The 25511-nt window shown below is 68.6% G+C and carries 18 protein-coding genes; 1 reads left to right on the plus strand and 17 read right to left on the minus strand.

The genetic code is table 11. The features are described 5' to 3' along the window. Positions 1-49: 49 nt before the first annotated feature. From H4W30_RS34035 to H4W30_RS34115, 17 genes are all read right to left on the minus strand, one after another. Entirely contained in the window at positions 50-4015 is a 3966-nt protein-coding gene (locus tag H4W30_RS34035) for a ThuA domain-containing protein (RefSeq protein ID WP_192746317.1), read from the minus strand. A 19-nt stretch (positions 4016-4034) separates the two neighbouring features. Further along, positions 4035-5048 carry a multicopper oxidase domain-containing protein gene (locus tag H4W30_RS34040; protein WP_192746318.1) on the minus strand — a complete coding sequence of 338 codons (1014 nt, stop codon included), beginning with the start codon at positions 5046-5048 and terminating at the stop codon, positions 4035-4037. A gap of 14 nt (positions 5049-5062) precedes the next feature. Next, the gene (locus H4W30_RS34045) at positions 5063-5956 is read right to left on the minus strand and encodes a sugar phosphate isomerase/epimerase family protein (RefSeq protein ID WP_192746319.1); all 894 of its coding nucleotides are present in this window, start codon (positions 5954-5956) and stop codon (positions 5063-5065) included. A 10-nt stretch (positions 5957-5966) separates the two neighbouring features. Next, a complete protein-coding gene (locus tag H4W30_RS34050; RefSeq protein WP_038518461.1) occupies positions 5967-6971 on the minus strand; it encodes a sugar phosphate isomerase/epimerase family protein in 1005 nt (334 codons plus the stop codon). Then, positions 6968-10099, minus strand: a complete 3132-nt coding sequence (locus tag H4W30_RS34055; protein ID WP_192746320.1) for a ThuA domain-containing protein — start codon at positions 10097-10099, stop codon at positions 6968-6970. The genes H4W30_RS34050 and H4W30_RS34055 overlap by 4 nt, the downstream gene beginning before the upstream one ends. A 292-nt stretch (positions 10100-10391) precedes the next feature. Beyond that, a complete protein-coding gene (locus H4W30_RS34060; RefSeq protein WP_192746321.1) occupies positions 10392-11765 on the minus strand; it encodes an alkaline phosphatase family protein in 1374 nt (457 codons plus the stop codon). Next, a complete protein-coding gene (gene eboE / locus H4W30_RS34065) occupies positions 11762-12832 on the minus strand; it encodes a metabolite traffic protein EboE (protein WP_192746322.1) in 1071 nt (356 codons plus the stop codon). The genes H4W30_RS34060 and eboE overlap by 4 nt, the downstream gene beginning before the upstream one ends. Next, on the minus strand, positions 12829-13692 hold the full coding sequence (locus tag H4W30_RS34070; protein ID WP_192746323.1) for a TatD family hydrolase: 864 nt from the start codon (positions 13690-13692) through the stop codon (positions 12829-12831). The genes eboE and H4W30_RS34070 overlap by 4 nt, the downstream gene beginning before the upstream one ends. A 2-nt stretch (positions 13693-13694) precedes the next feature. Next, positions 13695-15110: an EboA domain-containing protein gene (locus H4W30_RS34075; protein WP_192746324.1), complete on the minus strand. Its 1416-nt coding sequence runs from the start codon at positions 15108-15110 to the stop codon at positions 13695-13697. Further along, positions 15107-15955 carry an SCO3242 family prenyltransferase gene (locus H4W30_RS34080; protein ID WP_192746325.1) on the minus strand — a complete coding sequence of 283 codons (849 nt, stop codon included), beginning with the start codon at positions 15953-15955 and terminating at the stop codon, positions 15107-15109. The genes H4W30_RS34075 and H4W30_RS34080 overlap by 4 nt, the downstream gene beginning before the upstream one ends. Then, positions 15952-17109, minus strand: a complete 1158-nt coding sequence (locus H4W30_RS34085; RefSeq protein WP_192746326.1) for an inositol-3-phosphate synthase — start codon at positions 17107-17109, stop codon at positions 15952-15954. Before H4W30_RS34085 ends, H4W30_RS34080 begins: the two co-directional genes overlap by 4 nt. Positions 17110-17218: 109 nt before the next feature. Further along, a complete protein-coding gene (locus H4W30_RS34090; protein WP_192746327.1) occupies positions 17219-18388 on the minus strand; it encodes a Gfo/Idh/MocA family protein in 1170 nt (389 codons plus the stop codon). Between the two features lie 42 nt (positions 18389-18430). Then, positions 18431-19483 carry a substrate-binding domain-containing protein gene (locus H4W30_RS34095; protein WP_126733950.1) on the minus strand — a complete coding sequence of 351 codons (1053 nt, stop codon included), beginning with the start codon at positions 19481-19483 and terminating at the stop codon, positions 18431-18433. Between the two features lie 22 nt (positions 19484-19505). Beyond that, entirely contained in the window at positions 19506-20480 is a 975-nt protein-coding gene (locus tag H4W30_RS34100) for an ABC transporter permease (RefSeq protein ID WP_378234878.1), read from the minus strand. A 35-nt stretch (positions 20481-20515) separates the two neighbouring features. Then, on the minus strand, positions 20516-22018 hold the full coding sequence (locus H4W30_RS34105) for a sugar ABC transporter ATP-binding protein (protein ID WP_192746329.1): 1503 nt from the start codon (positions 22016-22018) through the stop codon (positions 20516-20518). After that, positions 22015-23238, minus strand: a complete 1224-nt coding sequence (locus H4W30_RS34110; RefSeq protein ID WP_192746330.1) for an ROK family protein — start codon at positions 23236-23238, stop codon at positions 22015-22017. Before H4W30_RS34110 ends, H4W30_RS34105 begins: the two co-directional genes overlap by 4 nt. A 259-nt stretch (positions 23239-23497) precedes the next feature. Then, on the minus strand, positions 23498-24700 hold the full coding sequence (locus H4W30_RS34115) for an ROK family transcriptional regulator (protein WP_192746331.1): 1203 nt from the start codon (positions 24698-24700) through the stop codon (positions 23498-23500). A 234-nt stretch (positions 24701-24934) separates the two neighbouring features. On the opposite strand from H4W30_RS34115, the gene H4W30_RS34120 reads away from it, so the two are divergent. After that, positions 24935-25501: a TetR/AcrR family transcriptional regulator C-terminal domain-containing protein gene (locus tag H4W30_RS34120; RefSeq protein ID WP_192746332.1), complete on the plus strand. Its 567-nt coding sequence runs from the start codon at positions 24935-24937 to the stop codon at positions 25499-25501. Positions 25502-25511 lie beyond the last annotated feature (10 nt).

Here is a 25511-nt window from a genome sequence, read left to right on the forward strand (position 1 = left end):
GGGACACCGGCCGGGCACACGGAACCCGCGCGCCCGGCCGGCTTTCGCGCTACAGCTGCCGCACCCGGATGTTGCGGAACTCCATCAGGTCGTTGTCACCGTGGTTCTGCAGACCGATGAACCCGCTGACGAACTGCCGGAAGTCGGTGGACGGGTCGCCCGCCCGCGACGACTGGATCCCCGGCGCGTTCTCGAACTCGTTGATCACCACACCGTTGCGGATGATCGTGTACTTCTGCCCGACGACCTTGACCTCGTACTCGTTCCAGGTCCCCTTCGGCTTCACGCCCGCCTGGTCCAGCGGCCGCGGGTCGAAGTTGTAGATCGATCCGGTCTTCTGCGGCTCACCGGTGGCCCCGTCGTACAGCTGGACCTCGTGACCGCAGTAGATCGCGACCCAGGCCTGCGACGTCCTGGCCGAACCGACCGTGCCGCAGCTGCCCGGCGGACGCTGCTCCAGCGGAGTGCGCGGATCCGGGAACCGGACGAACACGCCGCTGTTGGCACTGCCCGAAGGCGCGATGTCCTTGAACTGCAGCTTCACCGAGAAGTTGCCGAACTGCCGTGCCGAGTACCACAGCATCCCCAGCCCGCCCGACGGTCGCAGTGACCCGTCCGGCTGGATGGCGAACTGCCCGGACGGCGCCTGCGACCAGTTCCGGAACGACTCCGGCGTGCCGTCGTAGATCGCGTCGTAGCCGGTGACGCCCTTGTTGCCGATGGGCGACGCGGCGGCCGCGGCGTTGATCTTGTCCGACTCGGCCGCGTTCAGCACGCCGAGGTCGCCGAGCCGGTCCACGGCCTGGGTGACGTGATTGACGAAACCGGCGTGGGAGGTCCACGTGGAGTCGTCGTCGATCATGTCGTCGACCGTGCAGCCGCCACCGGCGTTGCGGTTGGTCACCCCGGTGTCGGTGTCGCCGATGGTCACCGTGGCGCTGGGATCCGCCACGAGACACCCGACGCTCACCGAGTTCCGGGTGGTCACCGTCTCGCCGTTCGCGTAGGTCACGGTCAGCTTGGCGGTGTACAGCCCGGTGCGCGGGTAGGCGTGCCGCGGGTCGGGCTGCGTCGAGAACGTGCCGTCGCCGAACTCCCACTTGTAGGAGACACCGCCGGACTTCGACCCGGTGAAGGCCGCGGTGAGCGGCTTGTTCTGCACCATCGTCGAAGAAGCCGCCGCGGACGGGGTGGCCTCGCCGCCGATGTAGCTGATCTTCAGCAGCTTCTGGTTGTTGGTCAGGGTGAAGAAGCCGCCGCCGTAGTCGAGCGCGTACAGCGCGCCGTCCGGCCCGAATTTGGCGTCCATCCACTGGTTCAGCTTGGTGTCGCCACCACCGGTCGGGATGATCTGCCGCACGGTCTCGGCGAACACCGGCGGATCCTGCTTCGCGACGCCGTTCGGGTCGAGGGTGACCGCGATCCGGTTCTGCCCGTTGCTCTGGTCACCGATGAACCACTTGTCGTTCCAGTAGGCCGGCCACGCGACGCCGCTGTTGGTGTTGACCAGTTCGCGGTGGTACGTCGGCCCGGTCATGACCGCCTGGCCGCCGCCCTTGAGGTAGGGCTGCGTGTAGGTGGCCTCGGCCGCGTTGTACGTCGGGACGGAGCTGTTGGGGCGGTTGGGGAACACCGGCCCGCCGCCGTCCGGCGCGTACCAGATCATGTTCCTCTTGATCGGCGGCAGGTTCACCAGGCCGGTGTTGCGCGGCGAGGTGTTGACCGGGTTGTCGCAGTCGTACCAGCCGGTGAGGACCGCGGCGTCGGTGCTGCTGCGGTCGCGGTACGGCTGCTTGTTGCCCATGCAGTACGGCCAGCCGTGGTTACCCGCCTCGGTGATCACCGTGGCGGTCTCGTACTTGGCCGGGCCGAGCTCCGGGCTCGGCGAGGACGCGTCCGGGCCGACCCACGCGGCGGTCAGCCAGTTGGTCTTCTTGTCGACTTGCAGACGCGAGATGTTCCGCACGCCCATCACGTAGATCTCGGGCCTTGTCTTGTTCCCGGGGTCGTTGGCCTCGGGGAACAGGTTGCCAGCCGGGTTGGTGTAGGTACCGTCCGGCTCCGGGTGGATCCGCAGGATCTTGCCGTTGAGGTCGTTGGTGTTACCGGCGGTGCGGCGCGCGTCCTGGAACGAGACGCCCTTGTAGTCCTGGGTCCAGTTGTTGCCGGAGTACCCGTTGGAGCCCTGCGACGAGTTGCTGTCACCGGAACCGATGTAGAGGTTCCCGTCCTTGTCGAAGTCCATCCCGCCGCCGGCGTGGCAGCAGCTGTGGACCTGGACGTCCCAGGACAGCAGATCCTTGCGGGTCGCCTGGTCCAGCGTCTGGTTCTTCAGGTCGTAGGTGAACCGCGAGACCGTGCGCTTGCCGATCCGCTTGTCGATGTCGACCGACTCGTGCGGCATCCAGTAGGCGTACATGAAGCCGTTCTCGCTGAACTTCGGGTCCAGCACGAGACCGAGGAGGCCTTCCTCGTTCTTGACCAGTTCGTCGCCGCTGCCGCGGTTGCCCATCACCTTCAGCGTGGTGAGCAGCTTCGGCTTCTTGGTGACCGGGTCCCACTGGTGGATCGTGCCGCAGCCGGCGCCGATCTGGGGGTTGGTCCAGTCGTTCGGCGCGGGGACCGTGTTGCCGGCGCAGGCGGCGCGGCCGATGTAGAAGACGCGGCCGTTCGGCGCGATGGTGAGCCCGTGCGGCTCGCCCATCTGGTCGAGCTGGCCGGGCTGGTTGATCCCGGTCAGGCGCTCGACCTTGTAGTTGGCCGCGATACCCGCCTTGCAGTCACCGCGCACCATGCCGGTGGTCCACTTCAGCGCGCCCAGGATGTGGCTGCGGAACTGGGCTTCGCCGTAGCTCGCCTCGGTCCGGCCCATGCCGGTGTAGAAGGAGCGGCCGCCGTCGTAGTCACGGCACCACGAGATCGGGTGGAAGGCGCCGTTCGCGCCGACACCCGGCTTGTAGGTCGACTCCTCGACCTGCGCGACCGTGTGCACGGTGCCGACCGGGTTGACCTCCCAGTTGAGCCACCGGTCGGTGCGGACCCACTTCTGCGGCAGTCCCGCGGTGGCCGGGTTCGCCTTGTCGAGGACGTCGACCGTGGCCTCGGCCGGCGGGGCCTCCGGCGGCGGCGGGGTGGTCGAGTTGTCCTTGTACAGCTTCCAATCAGCCAGCTGGATGAGCGGGTCACCGGCGTTGGCGGTGATGTTCAGCCGGTAGTTCGCGTACGCCGTGGTGTTGGCGAAGGTGAACTTGCGGCTCACGAACCGGTCGGCGAACGTCTCGTTGGTGCGGGTGTCCAGATCGGTCCACGTGGTCCCGTCGTTGGAGCCCTGCAGGGTCCAGCTCTTGGGGTCACGGCCGGGGAAGTCGTTCGCCGAGACGAGGTCGTAGCTGCTGACCGCGACTGGCGCGGCCATCTTGTAGGCGACCCAGCCGGTCGGCTGGAACGCCAGCCACTTGGTGTTCTCGTTGTTGTCGGCGAGCTTTTCCTTGCCCTCGTTGGGCGCGTTCTCCGCGCTCGCGGTGACCGAGGCGACCGCCTCCGGTGTGGGACGCGCCCCCACCGGACGGGCGCCGATCAGCCCGGAGAACCACTGCGAGCCGTCCTGCGCCCGCGCGGCGTCGGACAGGCCGAGGAAGCCGCCGCCCGCCTTCATGTAGTTCTGCAGCGAGGTTTCCTGGTCACGGTTCAGCGTGATGCCTTGCGCGGACAGGAAGACGACGCCGCGGTACTTCGCGAGGTTCGCCTGCGTGAACACCGCGGGGTCCGAAGAGGACGAAACGGAGATCCCGTTCGCCTGGCCCAGGCTCGCGATCGCGTCCGTGGCGCGCAAGACGGGGTCCTTCTGGTCCGCGGCGGTGCCGTGGAAGACCAGGACGTTGACCGGGACGTTCGTCGCGGCTTCGGCGGTCACCGGTGCGATGGCCAGCGGAAGCCCGGAGGTGACGACGGCGCCGACCGCGAGCGCGGCCAGCGACCGTCTGCGGAGCCGGCGTTGCGAAAATACTCGTCTCAAGTTCTCGCTCCTTTCAAGACTAGTGGTGGTGGGCCGAAGCGCCGGTGGCGTCCGGAGTGGACGTCGGGTGGTGGTGTCCCTTGAAGCGGTCGATCGCCTCCTGGGCGCCCGCGGGCATCCCGCCGTCGGCGTTGCGGACCAGGAACACCCCGGACATGCCGTCGTCCGAGTGCTGCTGGACGTGGCAGTGGTACATCCACGCGCCCGGCCCGACGCCGTCACCGGCGATCACCTGGAACCCGAAGGAGTTGCCGGGGTCCAGGGTCTTGTTGTCGACGATCGGGGCGTTGTCGGTCGCGCTGGTGAGCATGCCGGTGCGGGTGTCCGCCCAGCGGTGCGCGTGCAGGTGGAAGGTGTGCATCAGGTTGCCGTGCCCGATGCAGATGAACTCGACGCGTTCGCCGAGGTTCGCCTCGAAGATCGGCGTGTTCGGGGCGACCTGGTGGTTGACCCACATTTCGGTGAACACCACGGTGAACTGCTTGCTGGGTAGCAGATCCCCGCGTTTGCGCACGATGAGCCCGCCGTAGAGGCCCTTCATCAGGCCCGCGGTGCCGTGGTCGCCGCCGAACGCGTGGTCGTGGTAGTGCCAGTACCCCGCGCTGCCGGGCATCCAGAAACCGTTGGCCGTCTGGTAGGCCGTCCGGGTCTTCCAGGTGTAGGTCTTGGTCTCGTACGGCTTGTTGAAGGAGTCGTTGAACGGCGAGCCGTCCGACTTGGTGTCGTAGTTGACGCCGTGCGGGTGGATCGACAGCCGCTGGTCGGTGTTGTTGACCAGCTCGATCACCAGCGTGTCACCCTCGTAGCACTCCAGGAGCGGCCCGGGGATCGTCGGTTTGCCGGGCTCCAGCCCGTAACCGACCCGGGTCGAACCGGGAACGTAGTCGGCGTAGATGGTGATGTTGCGGGTCATCCCGGCCGCGGCGGCCGGTGCCGATCCCGCGCTGGCCGACACCACGACCGGGGCGATGACCCCGGCCGCGGTGCCCGCGAGCATCGATCTGCGGGACAGCCCGCGTTTCTTCTTGTCCATTGTGGATTCCCCAGCTAGAAGCGGACGTTGCGGAGATAGGTGAATCCGGTCTGGGCGGTGCTCAGGGGATCCGTGGGGTTGTCGTGCTCGACGATGTACTCGGCGAGGTGGGGACGGGTGTGGCGGAAGATGCGCGGGAAGTCGATGACGCCCTTGCCGGGGTCGACCATCTGACCGTCCGCGGTCCGGTCCTTGACGTGGTACTGCACCACGCGCGGGCAGTGCTGCCGGTACAGCGAAACCGGGTCCATCCCGCCTTCCACCGCCCAGAACAGGTCGATCTCCAGGTGCACGTAGCGCGGGTTCGTGTTCCTGGTGAGCACGTCGTACGGGCGCACGCCGTCGATGGGCGCGAACTCGTGCGCGTGGTTGTGGTAGCCGAGCGGGATACCGGCCTGGCGGAACTTCCGTGCCGCCGTGTCCATCCGGCCGGCGAACTGCTTCCAGCCGTCGATGGTGTCGAAGTTCGCCCACGGCACGTTGGCGCGGGTGTTCCCGAGGATCTTCGCGTCCGCGATGGTCTTGTCGAGGTCACCGTCGATACCGACGTGCGTGGACGTCGCCTTGATGTGGTTCTTGTCCAGCAGCCCGCGGAACTCCTGCGCCGAACGGCCGTAGGTGCCCGCCAGTTCGACCTTCCGGTAGCCGATGTCCGCCAGCGCGGACAGGGTTCCCGGGAGATCGGCCTGCAGCGCGGTGCGCAGGGAGTAGAGCTGGATGCTGATCTTGTCCACCGGGACACGGCCTCGACCGTGGTGGCCGTGTCCCTGGGTCTCCGCCTCGTCCGAGGTGGTGGCGTTGGCGAGGCTCGGCAGGGCTACCGCCGCGCCGACCGCGACCGCCGCCGTCGCCGCGCCGCGCAGGAGCGCCCTTCGAGAGTGGAACTGCTCAGCTTCTTCACCGCACATGAAACCGCCCTCACTTCTGGTTGCTGAAAGCCGCGTCGAAGGCCGCCGACGGCTTGTCGAACAGGAGCCCCCGCAGAAAGGTCACGGCCTCCGCCGCGCCCCGGAGCCGGTCCATGCCGGCGTCCTCCCACTCCACCGAGATCGGACCGGCGTAGCCGATCGAATTCAGTGCGCGGAAACAGTCCTCCCAGGGCACGTCGCCGTGCCCGGTCGAAACGAAGTCCCAGCCGCGTCGGGGATCTCCCCAGGGGAGATGCGAGCCGAGCCGTCCGTTCCGTCCGTCGAACCGCTTCCTGGTGTCCTTGCAGTCCACGTGGTAGATCCGGTCGGCGAAGTCGAGGATGAAGCCGACCGGGTCGAGGTCCTGCCAGATGAAATGCGAAGGATCCCAATTCAGCCCGAATGCCGGACGGTCGCCGACAGCTTCGAGCGCACGTTTCGTGGTCCAGTAGTCGTACGCGATCTCCGAGGGGTGGACCTCGTGGGCGAACCGCACCCCCACCTCGTCGAAGACGTCGAGGATCGGGTTCCACCGGTCCGCGAAGTCCTGGTACCCGTCGTCGATGACCGCCTGCGACACCGGCGGGAACATCGCGACGTACTTCCAGGTCTTCGAGCCGGTGAACCCGATCACCGTGTCCACACCGAGTTTCGCCGCCGCGCGGGCGGTGTCGGCCATCTCCTTCGCCGCCCGCTGCCGGACGCCTTCGGGCTCTCCGTCGCCCCACACCCGGGCGGGGATGATGGCCTGGTGGCGTTCGTCGATCGGGTCGTCACAGATGGCTTGGCCGACGAGGTGGTTGGAGATCGCCCACACCTTGAGGCCGTGCTCGGCCAGCAGCTTCAGGCGGCCGGGCACGTAGTCCTCTTCGGACAGTGCGCGGTCGACCTCGAAGTGGTCGCCGGAACACGCGATCTCGAGGCCGTCGTAACCCCATTCGCTCGCGAGCCTGCACACCTCGGTGAACGGGAGATCCGCCCACTGGCCGGTGAACAGGGTGATCGGACGGCTCATGCTTGCTCCTCGAAGGTGATCGCGTCTAAGTCGAACAAGCCGCCGGAACCGCCCTTGAACACGAGGAACAACGGGCCGGTACCGCCGGGGTCGGTGATGGCGGACGCCGGGATGTCGGCATAGGTGTCCCAGCCGCCGGTGTTGGCGACGGCGACCGTCTGGACCAGCGGCCCGTCCACCGCGCCCGAGCGGACCTCGATCGTGCCGCCCGCGCCACCGGACGAGACCCGGTAGCCGATGCCGCTGACACCCACGAGGTTCACCGGGTCGAATTTGATCCAGTCACCGGATTCGATGTGGCCGACGCGTTTGCCGCCACTGGCGCCGGCGTGCACGACGACCTCGATCCCGCTGGACTGGGTGAAGAACTCGGCCTGCTTCAGCTTCGGCTGCAGGATGGACTCCGACTCGCCGGTGAGCGCCGGGACACCATTGCCGCCGTTGTCGGTGTAGCTGGCGTTGATGACACCGAAGACGTTGGCGTCCGCGCCGTGTCCTTCGTCGGCGGGCGTGGCGATGGTGCCCTCACAGCCGGTCGCGCGGCTCAGCGGATGCCCATGGCCCTCGTGGCCGAGGATGTATTCGACGGTCACCTTCGAACAGTCGATCGGGTTGTCCTCGGCGTCGGTCACCTCGACCTTGAACGGGACCATGTCCCCGAAGCTGAACACGCTGCCGTTGACCGGCGTCTTCAGCGTGACCACCGGCGCGGTGTTGCCGACGGTCACCACCACGCTCGCCGAACCGGTCAGCCCGGTGGAATCGGTGACCGAAAGCTTCGCCGTGTACTGGCCGTTCGCGGCGTAGGTGTGGGAAACGGGGGCGGCTTCGGTGGAGTCGGTCGTGCCGTTGCCGTCGAAGTCCCAGGCGTAGGTCAATGCCTGGCCGTCGGGGTCGTTCGTCCCGGCCGGGTCGAACTTGACGGTCAGCGGTGCCTGGCCGGACGTCTTGTCCGCGGCCACCTTGGCGATCGGTGTCCGGCGGCCCTTGGTGTAGTCGATGCGGTAGACGGCGGATTCCTTCGAGCCGCCGAAGTAGCCGGTGCCGTAGTCGAGGACGTACATCGCGCCGTCCGGGCCGAACTCGACGTTCATCGGGCGGACGAGGTCCATCGAGTCGAAGAACGGCTTGATGGCGCCGCGTTCACCGTTCGGTCCGACGGTGATCTCCTTGATCCAGCCGCGTTCCCATTCGTAGGCGAAGGTCTTGCCGTCGAAGTACTCCGGGAACTTGGTCTGGGACGGGTTCTTCGCGTCGTAGTGGTAGACCGGGCCGCCCATCGGGGACTCGGGGCCGGTGCCGAACTCGGGCAGCGAACCGCCGTCGTAGGGGATCCACGCCTTCTCCACCGGCGGCAGGTCGGTCAGCCCGGTGTTGCGCGGGCTCGTGTTCTTCGGCTTGGCGCAGTCGAAGGCGGCACCGGACTGCTTGGTGGCGAAGTCGTAGTCGATGAACGGCTGGTTGTCCCCGATGCAGTACGGCCAGCCGTAGTTGCCGGGCTTCTTGATCAGGTTGAACTCGACCGTGCCGCCGGGGCCACGCTTGGGGTCGGCGGCGCCGGCGTCGGGACCGTAGTCGGCGAGGTGGATCCAACCGGTCTCGCGGTCGACGGCGAACCGGAACGGGTTCCGGAAGCCCATCGCGTAGATCTCGGGCTTGGTCTTGGCCGTACCACGCGGGAACAGGTTGCCCTTCGGGATCGTATACTTCCCGTTCGCGCCGACCTTGATCCGCAGCACCTTGCCGCGCAGGTCGTTGGTGTTGGCCGAGGTGCGCTGCGCGTCGTAGACCGGGTTGCGGTCGGCGCGCTCGTCGATCGGGGTGAACCCGTCGGAGGCGAAGGGGTTGGAATCGTCCCCTGTGGACAGATACAGGTTACCCTTGGCGTCGAAGTCGATCTCACCACCGGCGTGGCAGCAGATACCGCGTTCGGCGGGAACCTGGAGGATCTTCTGCTCGCTCGCGAGGTCGAGCTTGTTGTCGGTGCCCAGCTTGAACCGCGACAGCTGGTTGTAGCCCTTGAACGGCTCGAAGTCGGCGGGGGTGCCGTTCTCCGGCGCGTCACCGGCCGGGGTGTTCAGCTTGGGCGCGTAGTACAGATAGACCCAGCGGTTCTTGGCGAAGTCCGGGTCGATGGCGACACCCTGGAGGCCATCCTCGTCGTGGTTGTAGACGGGGATCTGCCCGGCCAGCGACGTCGTCGCCGAGGAGCTGGTGTACCAGACGCGGCCGTCGCGCGAGGTGTGCAGGACGTCGCGGTTGGGCAGCACGGAGAGCGCGATCGGCTCGCCGGTCTTCTCCTCGCCCTTGGCCAGGGTGATCTGGTCGAAGTCCGCGTCGACCGGAGCTTCCTCGGGCTTGGCGCAGCCGGGCTCGCTCAGCTTGGTGGCGTACTTGATCCCGCCCGCCAGATGCTTGAGGAAGGCAGGTTCGGCGTAGGACTCCTTGGTGTGACCGCCGCCGGTGTACCAGGAGCGGCCACCGGAGTTCTCGTGGCACCAGGCGATCGGGTGATCGCCCATCGCGCCGTCGCCGGGCTGGTAGCTCTTCTCGTCCAGGCTCGCGAGCACGTGGACATTGCTGCGCGGATTCTCGCGGTAGTTGTACCACTCGTCGGTGCGCGGCCAGGTCTCCGGTAAGTCCACAGTAGACACATGTTCGTGGTCTTCGACCTTGACGTTCGCCTGCTGGATGTGCGGGTGCGACTTGAAGTACGCCCCGACCAGTTCGCCGTACCAGGGCCAGTCGTACTCGGTGTCGGAGGCGGCGTGCACGCCCACGTACCCGCCGCCTCCCTTCACGTACCGCTCGAACGCGGCCTGCTGGTCCGCGTTCAGCACGTCACCGGTGGTGGAAAGCCAGACCACCGCGTCGAAGCGCTTGAGGTTCGCGTCGGTGAACGCCGCCGCGTCCTCGGTGGCCTCCACCCCGAAGTGGTTCTGCGCACCCAGATCCTTGATCGCTTTGATCCCGTCGGGGATCGAATCGTGCCGGAAGCCCGCGGTCTTGGAGAACACGAGCACCGTGGCCGCTTCGTGCGCCGATGCGGTCTGCACCGGTAGCGCGACGCCTGTCAGAGCCGTGACCACGGATGTGACGAGCACACCCCATCGTCGTTTCAAAGACATAGCAGTAGCGATCCTTTCGATGAGCGGCGGCGATCAAGGAAGGACTTGCGGGTGGAACTTTCCTTTCTGGCGGTGGTTCAGCTCGCCGGCCCGGAGCCGAGCCGAGGCGTTGCGAAAGCCACTTTCGCAACGTTGAAGGTTGCGAAAGTGGCTTTCGCAACGTCGGTGGCGGCGGGGGCGGGGGCGGGGGCGGGGGCGGGCGACCATGTCCCGAAAGCCACTTTCGGGACATCAGACGTCGCGAAAGTGGCTTTCGCGACGCGCACCGGCCTCAGCACCCCCGCCACCTCCTCTACTTCAGGCCTTGCAACGACAACAGCAGCGGGTGCACGTCGGTGGCGCCGACGCGACCGGACGGTTCGAAAGCCGGATCCGAGCAGAGCAGCACGGGACCGTCCTCGCCTGCATCCGGCAGCCGCCCGTGCGAGCCACGCACCCAGCGCGGGTCGGTCGGGACGACGTCCATCGCGTACCGGAGCCCGGCGAACTTCTTCGCCAGGTTGAGCCCGGCCCGCGCCTTGGCGAACTTGTCCTCCGGGTCGAAGAACAGCTCGGCGGGGTCGTAACCCGGCTTGCGATGGATCTCGACGCCGCGCGCGAAGTCGGGCTTCCGCGCGTCGTCGAGCCAGTAGTAGTAGGTGAACCAGGAGTCCGGCTCGGCGACCGCGACGAGTTCGCCCGCGCGTTCGTGGTCGATCCCGTAGCGAGCCTGCGCCTCGCGGTCGAGCACCTCGTCGACGCCGGTCAGCTCACCGACGATCGAGCGAACGCGCTCGATATCGGCGGAGTCGCGGACATAGACATGCGCGACCTGGTGGTCGGCGACGGCGAACGCGCGCGACGCCCACGGGTCGAGGTATTCCATGCCTGCCTGGGTGTAGACCTCCAGCAGACCCTCGCGCCGCAGTGCCCGGTTGATGTCGACCGGCCGGTGCACGTTGGTGATCCCGTACTCGCTGAGCGCGACCACGGTCGCCCCCGCGTTGCGGGCGTCGTCGAGCAGCGGCGCCAGCGCGTTGTCCAGTTCCCGCGCGGCCTGCCGGGCCTGCGGCGCGTCGGGGCCGAACCGCTGGAGGTCGTAATCCAAGTGGGGCACGTAGGTCAGCAGCAGATCCGGCCGCTTCTCGCGCAGGATCTGCCGCGACGCCCCGATCACCCACTTGCTCGACTTGAGCGACGCCGTCGGGCCCCAGTACTGGAAGAGCGGGAACTCCCCCAGCGCGCCGGTCAGCTGGTCGTGCAGCTCGGGCGGACGCACATAGGCGTCCGGCGACTTGCGGCCGTCGGCGTGATAGATCGGCCGCGGGGTCACCGTGACGTCGGTGCTCATCCCCATCGCGTACCACCAGCACACGTTCGCCGACGTGTAGCCGGGGTGCGCCGCCCGCGCGGTCTCCCACAGCTTCTCCCCGCCGACGAGCCGGTTGTGCTGGCGCCACAGGAAGATCTCGCCGAGTTCGCGGAAGTACCAGCCGTTGCCGACGATCCCGTGCTGGGCGGGCATGAACCCGGTGAGGAAGGTCGACTGCGCGCTGCAGGTGACGGCGGGCAGCACCGTGCCCAGTTCGGCCTGCCAGCCGTCTCGCGCGACGGCGGACAGTTTCGGCATGTCCCGCAACGCCTTCGGGGTCAGCCCAACGACGTCGATGACGACCAAGGGTTTCACGCGGACGCCCCTTCCTTGACGAGGTTCGCCTGTGCCCACTCGAGTTCCGCGGCGATCCCGCCGACGAGGTCGCCCGCGTCCGGGAGCACACTCCAGGTGTAGGTCTCGACCTCGATATGCGGTTCGCCGGGCAGCCCGGCGGCGACCGTGCGCAGGACGTCGGTCGTGGTGGACAGCGGCGCGGCAGGCGCCTGGTGCAGCGGCATGTGGAAGTGCACGCGCCACGGCCCGTCTCCCGGCAGGTCGGTCCACGCCTCGGGCAGGTCGTCGGCCTTCCGCACGACACCACCAGAAAACTCCCGAACCTGGTGCAGGTACCGCGGTTCCGCGAACGCCGCCAGCGCCTCACGCGCTTCGGCGGGCCTCTCGACGTGCAGTGCGGCGGAAGCCTGCACCTTCACGATGTCCACATCGGACTCCGCGATCGCCTTGAGGGTCTCCGCCGGGTCGGCGAACGACACCGCGAGGTGACAGGTGTCCAGGCACAGCCCGACATGCTCCGGATCGACGCGGCCGGACAGCCAACCGAGCGCGTCGGCCACGGTGTCGAGCACACAACCGGGCTCCGGCTCGACGGCCAGCTTGATCGGCCGGTCGCCGATCGCCCGTACGACTTCACCGAAGGCTTCGGCCGCGCGGCGGTCGTCCGATTCGGTCCACGGTTCACGCCAAGCCAACGGCAGCGTCGATATGCTGCCGTAAGAAGCATCTTCGGCGAGGAGGTCGGAAAGTACGTTCACGCAGTCGATCGTGTACGCGACCCGATCCGGGTTCGTCCACTCAGGACGGTAGACGGCGTGCTTGACGACGTCGTCGTGGAAGCCGCCGTACGGGAAGGCGTTGAGCGTGTACACCGAAAGCCCGCGAGCGTCGAGTTCGGCGCGGAAACGCTTGCGCGCTCCCGCGTCTTCGGCGAGCCCGCGCGCGACCGGAGCGGAAAGCCACAGCCCGACGCCGAGCCGATCCGCGCCCAGTCGCTCACGCACCGGCAGGGCATACCGCTCCAGCTGCGCGACGATACCGCCGACGTCTTCGGCCGGGTGGACGTTCGTACAGTAGGAGATCATTTGCGAGCACCTCGCAGCACCGAGTTGCCCTCGAAAGTCACGGCCTCGCCGGTGAAACCGGGCAGCGGATCGAGCGTGAGCCTCCCGCTGAGCCCGTAGAAGTCGACCGGGTTCTGCCACAGCACCTTGTCGACGTCGGCCTCGGTGAACCCGCCGTCGAGCATCGCCTGCCCGGTCTTGGCGGTCTTCAGCGGATCGGACCGGCCCCAGTCCGCGGCCGAGTTGACGATCATCTTCTCCAGCCCGTACTGGCGCAGGATCTCGACCATCCGGTGCTCGTCCATCTTGGTGTCCGGGTAGATGGAGAAACCCATCCAGGCGCCGGAATCCTTGACCAGCTCGACGGTGACCTCGTTGAGGTGGTCGACGACCACGCGCTCCGGCGCGACGCCGGCCTCACGCACCACGTCGAGGGTGCGCTTGGTGCCTTCCAGCTTGTCGCGGTGCGGGGTGTGCACGAGCACCGGGAGGTCGTGCTCCAGCGCCATCGCCAGCTGCTGCGAGAAGACCTCGTCCTCTTCCTTGGTCATCGAGTCGTAGCCGACCTCGCCGACCGCGACCACGCCGTCCTTCGCCAGGTACCTCGGGAGCACGTCGAGCACCTCGCGGCAGCGGGGGTCGTTGGCCTCCTTGGGATTCAGCGCGATCGTGCAGTGGTGCCGGATGCCGAACTGGGCGGCGCGGAACCGTTCCCAGCCGATGAGCGCGTCGAAGTAGTCGGTGTACGAGCCGACGCTGGTCCGCGGCTGCCCCAGCCAGAACGCGGGCTCGACCAGAGCTCGGACACCGGCCGCGTACATGGCTTCGTAGTCGTCGGTGGTCCGGGAGGACATGTGGATGTGGGGATCGAAGATACGCACGGTCAGCGGCCTTCCTTGAGCAATGAGAGGGCGTCGGCGGGAACGTCACGTCCGGCCGCCCTGCGTTCGTCGGCGAAATCGGCGAGCATTCTTCGGAGCTCGTCGTCCGCGCGGGAAGCGAGGTCCGCGACGGCGGCCAGCGGCACCCCGACGAAGACGCATTTGAGGACGCCGTGGCGCCACGTGTGGTCGTCCAGGAACCGCGCGAAGGCACCCATGGCGGCCGCGACCAGCCTGATGTCGTTGGCGCGCAAGGCGTCTTCGACCAGCCTGATGCCGGTGTCGGTGACTTCGGGGCCGGGGAACTCCAGCGCGTTGAGCGCCCGCAGGACTCCGCGCCGCTCGGCGTCGTCGCCGTAGCGGTAGAGATCGTGCAGTTCCGTGGCCAGCGCGGCGTCGTCGAGGACGTCGGCCAGCACCGTCACGAGCCGGACCCGCGCCCGGTCGTCGACCGTGCCGTGGACCAGCCCCTGCGGGTCGGTGTCCGGGTGCAAGGCCTCCCGGCCGACCTCACGGCCGACGGCCGGGAAGAGCGAGCCGATCACCGACGGCTTCTCCCGGATCCGGCGTTCCGCCTTGGCCGACCACGTCTGCGGCATCGCCGCGGTCAGCGCCTCGAAGGCCCGGCGCGCGGTGTCCGGCGCGGCGTGGCTGTGCCGGGGCAGCTCGACCGCGGCCAGCCCGGTGTAGCCGATCTCCGCCAGCGCGGCGAGCGTCCCCGGCAGGTCCAGATGCCCATCGCCGAACTCCAGGTGTTCGTGGACCCGCGGCAGCATGTCGTCGAGCTGCACGTTCCACAGCAGCGGACCGGCGACTCGGACGCATTCGGCCGCGTTGACCGGCTCGACGACGACACAGTGCCCGACGTCGAGCGTGACCCCGAACAGCTCCGGCTCGCCGAGTTCCTTGCGCAGGTTCAGGACCTGGCCCAGATGCTGCACGAGGTGGCCGGGCTCGGGTTCCATCGCCAGCCGGACGTTCAGCCGCGCGGCGTGCTCCAGGACCGCCGCGACCCCTTCACGCAACCGGGACCAGGCGAGTTCGTTGTCCACAGTGGACACACCCGACCAGAACGAAACACAATCCGCACCCAGATCCCCGGCGATCCTTAAGGCTCGCGCCAGGAAGTCGATCCGGAGCGCGGGGTCGTCCGAAAGCAGCGTCGGCGAGTGCTTGCGCCACGGGTCGAGCAGGTACCGCGCGCCGGTCTCGATGACGACGCGGTTCAGGCCGAGCGCCGAAAGCCGGGAAGCCACGTGGTCGACCTGCCGTGCCAGATCGTCGGCGAACGGGTCGAGATGGTCGTGGTCCAGGGTCAGCGCCACCCCGGTGTACCCGAGGTCGGCGATGATCGCGAGCGCGTCGTCGAGGCGGTGGTTGGAAAAGCCGTTGGTGCCGTATCCGAGGTGAAAACTCATGTGGGGCTCACCTTCCTCGACAGCTTGCGGGCGATCGGCAGCGCGGCGGCGACCAGCGCCGCCCCCAGTACCGAGCCCTTGGCCGTGACCGCCGCCTGCAGCGGGACCATGCCGTGGATGCCGGATTTCGTCGCCGAGCGAACGGACTTCGCCGACGGGTCGCGGACGGCGTCCGCCTGCGCCCTTCCGACCAGGCCCGCGTAGCCCGAACCGGCCGCCATCGAGGCCGCGCGATGCCAGCCCCCACGTGCCGGTCCGGTCAATGCCAACGTTGTCGCCGCGCAGCTGGTGGCCAGTGCCGCCCGGGCGGTCGCCGGGTTCGCGCCGTGCACTTCCCCGGTGGACAACGCCGTGACGCCGAGCGTGTGGACGCCGACAGCCGCGGCGGCCGTGGCCGCCTTCTTCGGAGAGTCACCAGCGCCCAGCAGGACGTCGAGCGTGCGGCAGGCCGCCATCGCCACCGGCCCGGCAGGCGTCGGTTTGAGCACGGTGTCGTACGCCCACACCGCCGCCGCGAGCGGAACCGCGACCCGCATCGACCGGCGACCGCCGCCGAGCGCTGCCAGGCCAAGTCCGGCAGCGGTCAGCGCGGCCCCGGTGGTGAGCGCCGCACCGGCACTCACCCGCCCGGACGGGATCGGCCGCTCGGGACGCTCCACCGCGTCGAGCTTCCGGTCCGCCCAGTCGTTGAGGGCCATCCCGGCCCAGTAGAAGGCGACCGAAGACAACGGCAACAGCAGCCGTCGCCCGGTCATCTTGAGCCCCGCCGCGGCGGATCCGGCGACCGTGTCGCCGAGCACCGTCAACGCGGCGGGTGCCCGCACCAGCTCCACGTAAGCCTTCACAGGGTTCCCGCCCAGGCGATCAGGCGGGCGGTCTGCTCGGCGAACCGGTGTTCGTCGCTGCCCAGCGGATCCTTGAAGAAGAAGCCGAGTTCGGTCAGCGCGCCGCTCTGGCCGGCGGCGTGCGCGGCGGTGACCAAACGGGCCAGATCCAGGATCAGCGGCGCCGCGAGCGCGGAGTCGTAACCGGTCCAGGTGAACTGCAGGCTCATCCGCGCGCCGAGGAAACCCTCGAACGACACGTGGTCCCACGCGGTCTTGATCTCACCGAGGTCGGGCACGTTGTCGATGTGCAGCGGCGCGGTGACGTCCTCCCCGAGCAGCGCCGCGAGCCCGCGGGCCTTGGATTCCAGCTTGCTGTTCGCGGTCACCGGATCGGCGAGGGTCTCGCCGTCGCCGCCGCCCAGCAGGTTGGTGCCCGCCCAGGAGCGGACCTTCAGCGCCCGCGCGCTGAACATCGGCGCGAGGACCGTGCGCAGCAGTGTTTCCCCGGTCTTGCCGTCGCAACCCGCGTACGGCAGGCCTTCCCGCTCGGCCAGCTGCCGCAGCGCGGGCAGGGTGATCCCGGCGGACGGCGTGAACTCGACGTACGGGCTGCCCGCCTTCAGCGCCGCGTAGGCCGACAGGGAACTCGACGGGAGCACCGCTCGCGCCGGATCCACCAAGGCCGCTTCCAGCGCGTCGAGGTCGTCGTGTTCGGGCAGGTGGGGACACGGGGCCTCGGTGGAGGAAACGTTGACCACCACGACCCGCGCGAGGTCGTGCCGGTCGGCGAAAGCTCGGATGTCCGCCGTCAGCCGGGCGGCCGCGTCGGCCTGGGCGCCGGTATGGGCCGCCGGGTGATAGCCGTCGCGGATCTCGGCGTCCACCTCGGCCAGCCCGGACCGGACCGCGGCGAACACCGCGTGCCCGAACACGCCGGCGTGCGCCAGCTGCTCGGCCCGCTTCTCCAGCGGCGTATGCGCGATGTCGTGCCCGCCGAGGACCAGATCGTCCCAGCCCGGCAACGGAACCCCGGCGAACGCGGGCAGCTCGGTGACGCAGCCGCCACCGCCGGTCACCCCGGCGCGCAGCGCGAGGAGCCCCACGGCGGCCGTGGTGGCCACCGACCCCCTCGCTCCGATCAACCAGACGCCCGTACGCTCGTGAGCAGGCATTTCCTCCACCTTTCCCAGCCCGAGAACACCAACCTCCGATGGTCGGATGTTTCGGATCGAACCAAGTCGCGGTGACAGTCGTCATGCGACTTTCGGCTGGATCTCTCGCTCAGTTACTCCCCTTCGTGGTGACGGCGGGCACAGCGGTCCATCGCGCCTCGTCGGACGCGCTGCGCTCGACCGCGGCCAAGACCTGCTGAACCCTCAACCCGTCCTCGAAGGACGGTTCGGGATCCGTGCCGTCGCCGATCGCGGTGAGCAGATCGGCGACCTCGTTGGTGAAGGTGTGCTCGTAGCCGAGGAGATGCCCCGGCGGCCACCAGACCCCGACGTACGGGTGCTCGGGTTCGGTGACCAGGATCCGACGGAATCCCGCCTCGGTGGCGGGCTGGCCGCCGTCGAAGAAGGACAGTTCGTTCATCGACTCGAAGTCGAACGCGAGGCTCGCCTTCGAACCGTTGATCTCCAGCCGCATCGCGTTCTTGCGGCCCAGCGCGAACCGGGTCGCCTCGAAACTCGCCACCGCGCCGCCGGCGAACCGGCCGAGGAACAGCGCGGTGTCGTCGACCGTGACCTGCCCGGTGCCGCCGTCGCCGTCCGGCCGTTCCTTGACGAAGGTGTTGGTCAGCGCGGAAACCCCGGTGATCGTGTCGCCGGTGACGAACTGGGCGGCGTCGACGATGTGCGCGCCGAGGTCGCCCAGCGCGCCGGAGCCCGCCTTGTCCTTGTGCAGCCGCCAGGTCATCGGCGCCTGCGCGTCGGACAGCCAGTCCTGCAGGTAGACCGACCGCACGTGGCGGATCTCGCCGAGCGCCCCGCTCGCGACCAGTTTCCTGGCGTGCGCGAGCGCGGGCACCCGGCGGTAGTTGAACGCCACCATCGACCGGACGCCGTTGGCCCGCGCCTTCGCCGCCGCCTCGGCCATCGCTTCGGCCTCGGCGAGGGTGTTGGCCAGCGGCTTCTCGCACAGCACGTGTTTCCCGGCCTCGAGCGCGGCGATCGCGATCTCGGCGTGGCTGTCGCCCGGCGTGCAGATGTCGACCAGGTCGACGTCGTCGCGGGCGATCAGCGCACGCCAGTCCGTCTCGACGTCTTCCCAGCCGAACCGTTCCGCCGCGGCCTTCGCCCGCACCTCGTCACGGCCGCCGAGCACGGCGAGTCTCGGGATCAGTGGTGGCGCGAAGAACCGGTGCACACTGCGCCACGCGTGCGAATGCACCGCACCCATGAACGCGTGGCCCACCATGCCGATCCCGATCGTTTCCTTTGCCGTGCTCATGCCCCTCCTATGTCTCCGCTTGCGTGTGTCGGGTACGCGGGTTTACGAGTCGAAGCCGACGTCCATGTACTTGTCGACGTTCTCCTTGGTGACCACCGCGGAGTACGTGGTGATCTCGGCGGGGATCTCGTGCTCGGCGAAGTCACCGGCGCCCTTGCCCTGGCCGAGAAGCCGTGCGAGCGAGATCGCCGTGGACGCCATCGACGGGCTGTAGAGCACGGTCGCCTTCAACGGTTCGGCGTCGGACTTGATCAGGTTCATCGCGTTCTTCGAGCCCGCGCCGCCGACCATCAGGAAGTCCTTGCGGTTGGCGTTGTTGATCGCCGCGATGACGCCGACACCCTGGTCGTCGTCGTGGTTCCAGAGAGCGTCCAATTTGGACGCCGACTGCAGGAGGTTCGACGTCTGCTGCTCGCCCGACTCCGGTGTGAACTGCGCCGAGACGCGCGGTCCCACCTGGAAACCCTGACGCGCCAAGGCGTCCTTGAAACCCTTGCTGCGTTCCTGGGTCAGCGGCAGCGAGTCGATCCCCGCGACCTCGCCGATCACCGGGCTGGCGATGTTCTTCGCCTTCATCTGCTGGGCGATGTAGTTCCCGGCGTTGACGCCCATGCGGTAGTTGTCGCCACCGATCCAGGTGCGGTACGCGAGCGGGGTGTCGAAGACGCGGTCCAGGTTGATCACCTGGATCCCGGCGTCCATCGCCTGCTGGCCGACCGCGGTCAGCGCCTTGCCGTCGAACGGCAGGATCACCAGGACGTTGACCTTGGCGTTGATCAGGGTCTCCACCTGGGAGATCTGCTGGTTGACGTCGTTGGTGCCCTCGGTCGCGTTGAGCGTGACCTCACTGAACTTCTGCGCCTGCGCGCGGGCGTTCTTGGTGATGGCCGCCATCCAGCCGTGGTCCGCGGCGGGCGCCGAGAACCCGATGGTGACGGGTGTGCCGGGCTGCGAGTTGGCCCCGGCGTTGGCCACGTTGGCCGCGTTGTTCTGCGCCGGTGCCTCGTTCGAGGTGCACGCGGTCAGCAGCGCACCCGCTCCGACGGCCGCGCCTCCCAGCAGGAAACGGCGGCGGTGCAGGGATTGTTCGGTCATGACGACTCTCCATCCACGGTGATCAAGTACTCGTCTTGGATTTCTTGACGGAGCGGAACTGCAGTAGCGCGGCCAGGACGATGATCACGCCCTTGGCGATGTTCTGGATGTCGGTGTCCAGGTTGTTGAGCGTGAAGATGTTGGACAGCACGGTGAAGATCAGGACGCCGATCAGGGTGCCGATGAGCGAGCCGCGGCCACCGGTGAGCAGCGTGCCGCCGATGACGACCGCCGCGATGGCGTCGAGTTCGTAGAGCATGCCGTTGGTCGAGGCGCCGGCGGTGGTGCGGGCGACGACCATCAGCGCCGCGATACCGCAGCACAGGCCCGCGACGCCGTAGACGAGCGCGGTGTGCCGCTTGACGTTGATACCGGCCAGCCGCGACGCCTCGGCGTTGCCGCCGACGGCGAAGGTGCGGCGGCCGAACGTGGTGCGGTTCAGCAGCACCCAGCCGACCACGAACACCAGCGCGAACATCCAGATCAGCACCGGGATGCCGAGCAGGTCACCGCGGAAGAAGTCGAGGAAGCCCGCCTCCGACACCACCTGCGTGCGACGGCCGCTGATGCGTTCCGCGAGCCCGCGGGCCGAGACGTACATCGCCAGTGTCGCGATGAACGGCACGATCTTCCCGTAGGACACCAGGATCCCGTTGATCAGACCGCAGCCGAGGCCCACTAGGAGTCCACAAAGGATCATCACGAACGGGCCGTAGGACTGGGTGGCCAGCGTGGTCAGCCAGACACTGGAGAGCGCCACGATCGACCCGACCGAGAGGTCGATGCCGCCGGCGATGATCACGAACGTCATCCCGACGCTGACCACCCCGATCGCCGCGGCGAGCCGCAGGATCGTGGAGACGTTGCCGTCGGTGAAGAACTGGTCGGGCCTGGTCACCTGCCCGACGATGCACAGGATCACCAGCACCCCGGCCAGCCCGAGCAGCCGGGTGTCGAGCGAGAACTTTCGCTTTTCCTTGGGTCGTACCGGTTCCACGGCGGGTCCCGTACGCACCGATTCGGCTTGGTCGGTCACGCCGCACTCCCCTCGAGAATCACGTCGAGCACATCCGCCTCTGTCAGCTCCGCAGACGGCTTTTCAGCCAGGACACGTCCTTCACGCAGCACCAGCACCCGGTCGGACAGTCCGAGTACTTCGGGGATCTCGCTGCTGACGAGCACGATCGCGACCCCGGTCGCGGCCAGCTCCTCGATCAGCCGGTACAGCTCCGCCCGCGCGCCGACGTCGACCCCGCGCGTCGGTTCGTCCAGCAGCAGGACGCGGCAGCCGCGGACCAGCCAGCGGGCGAGCACCGCCTTCTGCTGGTTGCCGCCGGACAGCGTGCGGATGACGCGATGCGGGTCGGCGGGCCGGAGATCGAGGCGCCGCAGGCTTTCCCCGGCGTCGTCGAGTTCCCTGCCCCGCTCGGTGAACCCGAACGTCGCGTACTTGCTCAGGCTCGCCAGGGTCACGTTGTGCACGACGGGCAGGTCCAGCAGCAGGCCCTGACTCTTGCGTTCCTCCGGCGCCAGCCCGATCCCGGCCTTGACCGCCGCGGACACGCTGCCGGGCCGGACCGGTTCGCCGTCGACCGACACCGTGCCGGTGTCCTGCTTGCGCGCGCCGAAGATCGTCTCCAGCAGCTCGCTGCGCCCCGAACCGACGAGGCCCGCGATCCCGACGACCTCGCCGGCGTGCACGGTGAAGTTCACGTTCTCGAATTCGCCGACGGTGGTCAGGTTCTCCACCTTGAGGACCTCGCGGTCCGGGTCCACGTGCTCCTGGTGGCGCGGGCCGAACACGGTTTCGACCTTGCGGCCCGCCATCAGCGCGACGAGGTCGGAGGTCGGCGTCTCCTTGGCGTCGAGGCCGGTGGAGACGGTCTTGCCGTCCTTGAGCACGGTGACGCGGTGGCCGATCCGGCGCAGTTCTTCGAGCCGGTGGGAGATGTAGATGATCGCGACACCTTCGGCGGTCAGTTCACCGACGATGCGGAACAGGTTGTCGACCTCTTCGCCGGCCAGCGCCGCGGTGGGCTCGTCCATCACCAGCAGCTTGGCGTCGTAGGCGAGCGCCCGTGCCATCGAGACCAGCTGCTGGCCCGCGGCGGAGAGCTTGCCGACCTCGGTCGACGGCGCGATCTCGGGGTGGCCGAGCCGCGCCATCAGTTTCGCGGCCTTGTTCCGGGACTCGCTGATCCGCGTGAACCCGAAGGTCGCGCGCTCGCGGCCGAGGAAGATGTTGTCCGCCACGGAAAGCCCGGGCACCAGGTCGAGTTCCTGGTACATGGTCGCGATGCCGATCTTCAGCGCGGCGACCGGCGAGGGCAGCGTGACCGGCTCGCCCTGCCAGAAGATCTCGCCACCGTCGGGGCGATGCGCGCCGGCGAGCGTTTTGATCAGCGTGGACTTGCCCGCGCCGTTCTGGCCGAGGAGACAGTGCACCTCGCCGGGTTCGACGTCGAAGTCGACCCCGTCGAGCGCACGCACCCCGGGGAAGGTCTTCACGATCCCCCGGACGGAGAGCAGGGTCATGCCGGAGCCTCCTCGGTCTCGAAAGGAACTAATGTCGGGTCGGCGAAAAGCCGTTCGGTGGCGAGATGCGCCGCGCCGCGCAGCGGGGCGGTGGTGCCCAGCGGGGACGGCTCGACGCGGCAGGTGGGTTCGTGGCCGAGCGGACGCGCGGACAGCTCGCGGCGCACCGGCTCGACCAGCCATTCGCCCAGTTCGGCGAAGTAGCCACCGAGCACGACGACGTCGGGGTCGAGTACATCGACCACAGTGGACACCGCGATGCCGAGCGCGACCCCGAGTTCCGAGACCGCGACGACCGCGCGCTGGTCTCCGCGCTGCACGCGGTGTTTGAGCAGCCCGACCCGGCCGTCGACGCCCAGGGCGGGGTCGTGCAGCGGGTCGCCAGGCGAAGCCGCGCCGCGCAGGACGGCGTTGAGCCCGGCCTTGGTCTCCAGGCAGCCGACCCGGCCGCACTGGCACTGCTCGCCCGACGGGTCGACGGTGATGTGCCCGACCTCGCCCGCGAAACCCCTGGCACCGCGCAGGATCGCGCCGCCGGACACCAGTCCGCCGCCGACTCCCGTGCCGCCGCTGAGGTAGAAGAGTTCACGCACGCCTTGGCCGACACCGGCGACGGCCTCGCCGATCGCACCGAGGTTGGCCTCGTTGTCGACCGCGATGGCGTCGGCGGGCAGCCCGAGCCGGGCGGCGAGGAGGTCGGCGATCTCGGCGTCGCGCCAGCGCAGGGTCGGCGCGAACCGCAGCACGGCGGCGGCTGAATCGACCAGCCCCGGAACCGACACGGTGACCCCGACCGGCTGATCGTCGAGCAGCACGGTCCTGGCGAGGAAGGCGAGTTCGTCCATGCTCCGGTGCAGCCCGAGCGCGGCGACGTCGGCGGTCTCGGTGCGTTCGGCGACGACTCGGCCGTCGAGATTCGTGACGACGGCGGCGAAGCGGTCGGCCTCGACACTGAGCGCGAGCCCGCAGGCGCTGGCGCCGTTCAGCTCGACCAGCTGGCTGGGCCTGCCGTTGCCGCCGCCCTGGAGTCCGGCGGAGCGGACGAGACCGCGTTCGGACAGCTCGGTGATCAACCCGGAGACGGCCGCCTTGGTGAGTCCGCAGCGCGCCGCGAGCTGGGTGCGCGAAAGCGGCCCCGCGCGCAACGCCCGCAAGAGCGCGGCGAGGTTCGCGGTGCGTGGGCTGACCGGGTCGAGCTGCCCGGGTTCAGTCGCGGCCACACTGCCTCATCTGACGACGCCTCACTTACGAATCGGCCGTAACAAACTTTGTTACTTAGCCAGCGAAAGTAGGGTGGCGCCCGTCACCCGTCAAGGTGACAACAGGACAGAAATGTCGACTAAAGCCCTCCGTCACCCGAATAGCCGCTCAGTTCGGTGCAGGCTTTTGCACTTTTTGAGCGAAAGTCTGCACGATCTTGACGTTACTAATCGGAATCAGGTGAGTGCCCAACGTGCCGCGAGCGGTGGGCCGGGCAGGTCAGCTGCTCAGCGTGAAGGCCCGGTCCGTGGCGGACCAGGCGGCCCCGATGACACCGGCGGTGTCACCCAGTTCCGACAGCACGATCGGCAGGTTCCCGGTCGCGAGCGGCAGCGACCGCCGGTAGACCGAGCTGCGGATCTCGGCGAGCAGCTGGTGTCCGAGCTGCGCCACGCCGCCGCCGATCACGACCATGCCCGGGTTCACGAAACTCACCAGCGAGGCGACCACCTGCCCGAGCCGCCGCCCGCCGTCACGGATCAGGTTGACCGCGCCGAAATCCCCCGACGCCGCCGCGCGGCCGACGTCCTGCGCGGTGATCACGCCGCGGGCCGCGACCACGTCGGCGAGGTACGTCGAGCGGCCGCTTCGCGCCAGCGTCAGCCCGTCGCGGGCGAGCGCGGCGCCGCCGAAGTACGCCTCCAGACAGCCCGTCTCACCGCAGGCGCAGGTCGGCCCGTAGTCGTCGAGGCGGATGTGCCCGATGTCGCCCGCGGTGCCGGCGACGCCGCGGTACACCTTGCCGCCCAGCACGATCCCGCAGCCGATACCGGTACCGATCTTGACGAACACCAGATCGTCGATGGAGCGCGCGACCCCGGCGTGCCGCTCCCCGAGCGCCATCGAGTTCACGTCGTTGTCGACCGTGACCGGGCAGCGCAGCAACCCGCCGAGATGGTCGCGCACGGAGAACCGGTCCCAGCCGGGCATTATCGGCGGCGCGACCGCCATACCTTCGGCGAAACTCACCGGCCCGGGAAGGCCGATCCCGGCGGCGATCAGCTTGCCCGGCACCTCTTCGCGGATCTTCTCCGCCAGCGCGACGACGCGTTTGAGCACGGCGTGCGGGCCCTGCCGGACGTCGCAGTCCTCGACCGTGTGCACCAGCACCTCGCACGAAGCGTCGGTGAGGGCGACCCCGACCGACGTCGCGCCGACGTCCACCGACAGCACCCGCAGGTCTCCCGCGAGCCGCACCAGCGTGGACCGCCTGCCGCCACGGCTCGCCGAAGGACCGGCGGTCTCGACGAGACCGACCTCGGCCAGCCGCGCGACCTCGGCCCCCACCCGGGCGCGCGGCAGCTCCAGCCGCTCCCCCAGTTCGACCCGGGACATCGGTCCTTCATCCCGCAGCAGGGTGAGCAGCTGGGTCTGGTGCCGGGTTTCGACCATCGGATGCTCCGAGGTGGATGCCGTGCTCATTCACCTGAGCCTACGGCGTTGTCCACTGGCTGTCCCGAATGCCACTCGGAACCTTCGTCGCGCATCGGGCGGGAACAAACCCACCGGCGAAACGTCAGTCCACTGTGGACGATTCGATGCCAGCCAGGGAACTTCCGATCATCCTACCTGCTGGTCTTATCGATGTTAAGATCTTAACGGTGATAAGGTTCGGTCGAGTTGTCAACTCCGATACGGACCGGCGAAGGTGTGCGCATGGTCGTGAGACGGGACGGGTACGTCCGAGCCGCGCTGGAACTCCTCGACGAGGTCGGGCTGGACGGATTGAGCCTGCGCAAGCTCGGGGAGAAACTCGGCGTGCGCGGTCCCGCGCTCTACACGCATTTCGAGAGCAAGCAGGCGTTGCTCGACCAGATGGCCGAAACCATGCTGGACGACCGGCTCGCCCCGCTCGACGATCCCTCGGCGATGGACGATTGGGCCGAGTGGCTCGCCCGGCGCGCCCGCACCATCCGCTGCACGCTGCTGTCCTACCGGGACGGCGCACGCCTGCACGCCGGCTCCCGCCCGACCGGCCGGTCGGCGATGACACCGCTGATCAAACCGTTGCTGCGAGCGGGTTTCACCGAAGAGGACGCGACGCACGCGATCCTCGCCATCAGCCGGTACACGCTCGGCTGCGCGATCGACGAACAGCAGCACGCCGAGGGCGACCACGACGAGGACCCGGCCGCCTCCTTCGAATACGGTCTCGCGCGGCTGATCGCCGGGCTCCGCGCCGACGTCGATGTCGCGAATCCGCCAGACCAGGATGTCGCATAGCTGCTGGACT

Origin of the sequence: Amycolatopsis roodepoortensis (genome assembly GCF_014873915.1) — a bacterium.
GTDB lineage: Bacteria > Actinomycetota > Actinomycetes > Mycobacteriales > Pseudonocardiaceae > Amycolatopsis > Amycolatopsis roodepoortensis.

Excerpts from the sequence above, each read along its gene's own strand:
- H4W30_RS34040 (WP_192746318.1), bottom strand. The coding sequence starts at position 5,048 with ATGGACAAGAAGAAACGCGGGCTGTCCCGCAGATCGATGCTCGCGGGC.
- H4W30_RS34045 (WP_192746319.1), bottom strand. The coding sequence starts at position 5,956 with ATGTGCGGTGAAGAAGCTGAGCAGTTCCACTCTCGAAGGGCGCTCCTG.
- H4W30_RS34050 (WP_038518461.1), bottom strand. The coding sequence starts at position 6,971 with ATGAGCCGTCCGATCACCCTGTTCACCGGCCAGTGGGCGGATCTCCCG.
- H4W30_RS34055 (WP_192746320.1), bottom strand. The coding sequence starts at position 10,099 with ATGTCTTTGAAACGACGATGGGGTGTGCTCGTCACATCCGTGGTCACG.
- eboE (WP_192746322.1), bottom strand. The coding sequence starts at position 12,832 with ATGATCTCCTACTGTACGAACGTCCACCCGGCCGAAGACGTCGGCGGT.
- H4W30_RS34075 (WP_192746324.1), bottom strand. The coding sequence starts at position 15,110 with ATGAGTTTTCACCTCGGATACGGCACCAACGGCTTTTCCAACCACCGC.
- H4W30_RS34085 (WP_192746326.1), bottom strand. The coding sequence starts at position 17,109 with ATGCCTGCTCACGAGCGTACGGGCGTCTGGTTGATCGGAGCGAGGGGG.
- H4W30_RS34090 (WP_192746327.1), bottom strand. The coding sequence starts at position 18,388 with ATGAGCACGGCAAAGGAAACGATCGGGATCGGCATGGTGGGCCACGCG.
- H4W30_RS34095 (WP_126733950.1), bottom strand. The coding sequence starts at position 19,483 with ATGACCGAACAATCCCTGCACCGCCGCCGTTTCCTGCTGGGAGGCGCG.
- H4W30_RS34105 (WP_192746329.1), bottom strand. The coding sequence starts at position 22,018 with ATGACCCTGCTCTCCGTCCGGGGGATCGTGAAGACCTTCCCCGGGGTG.
- H4W30_RS34115 (WP_192746331.1), bottom strand. The coding sequence starts at position 24,700 with ATGAGCACGGCATCCACCTCGGAGCATCCGATGGTCGAAACCCGGCAC.
- H4W30_RS34120 (WP_192746332.1), top strand. The coding sequence starts at position 24,935 with ATGGTCGTGAGACGGGACGGGTACGTCCGAGCCGCGCTGGAACTCCTC.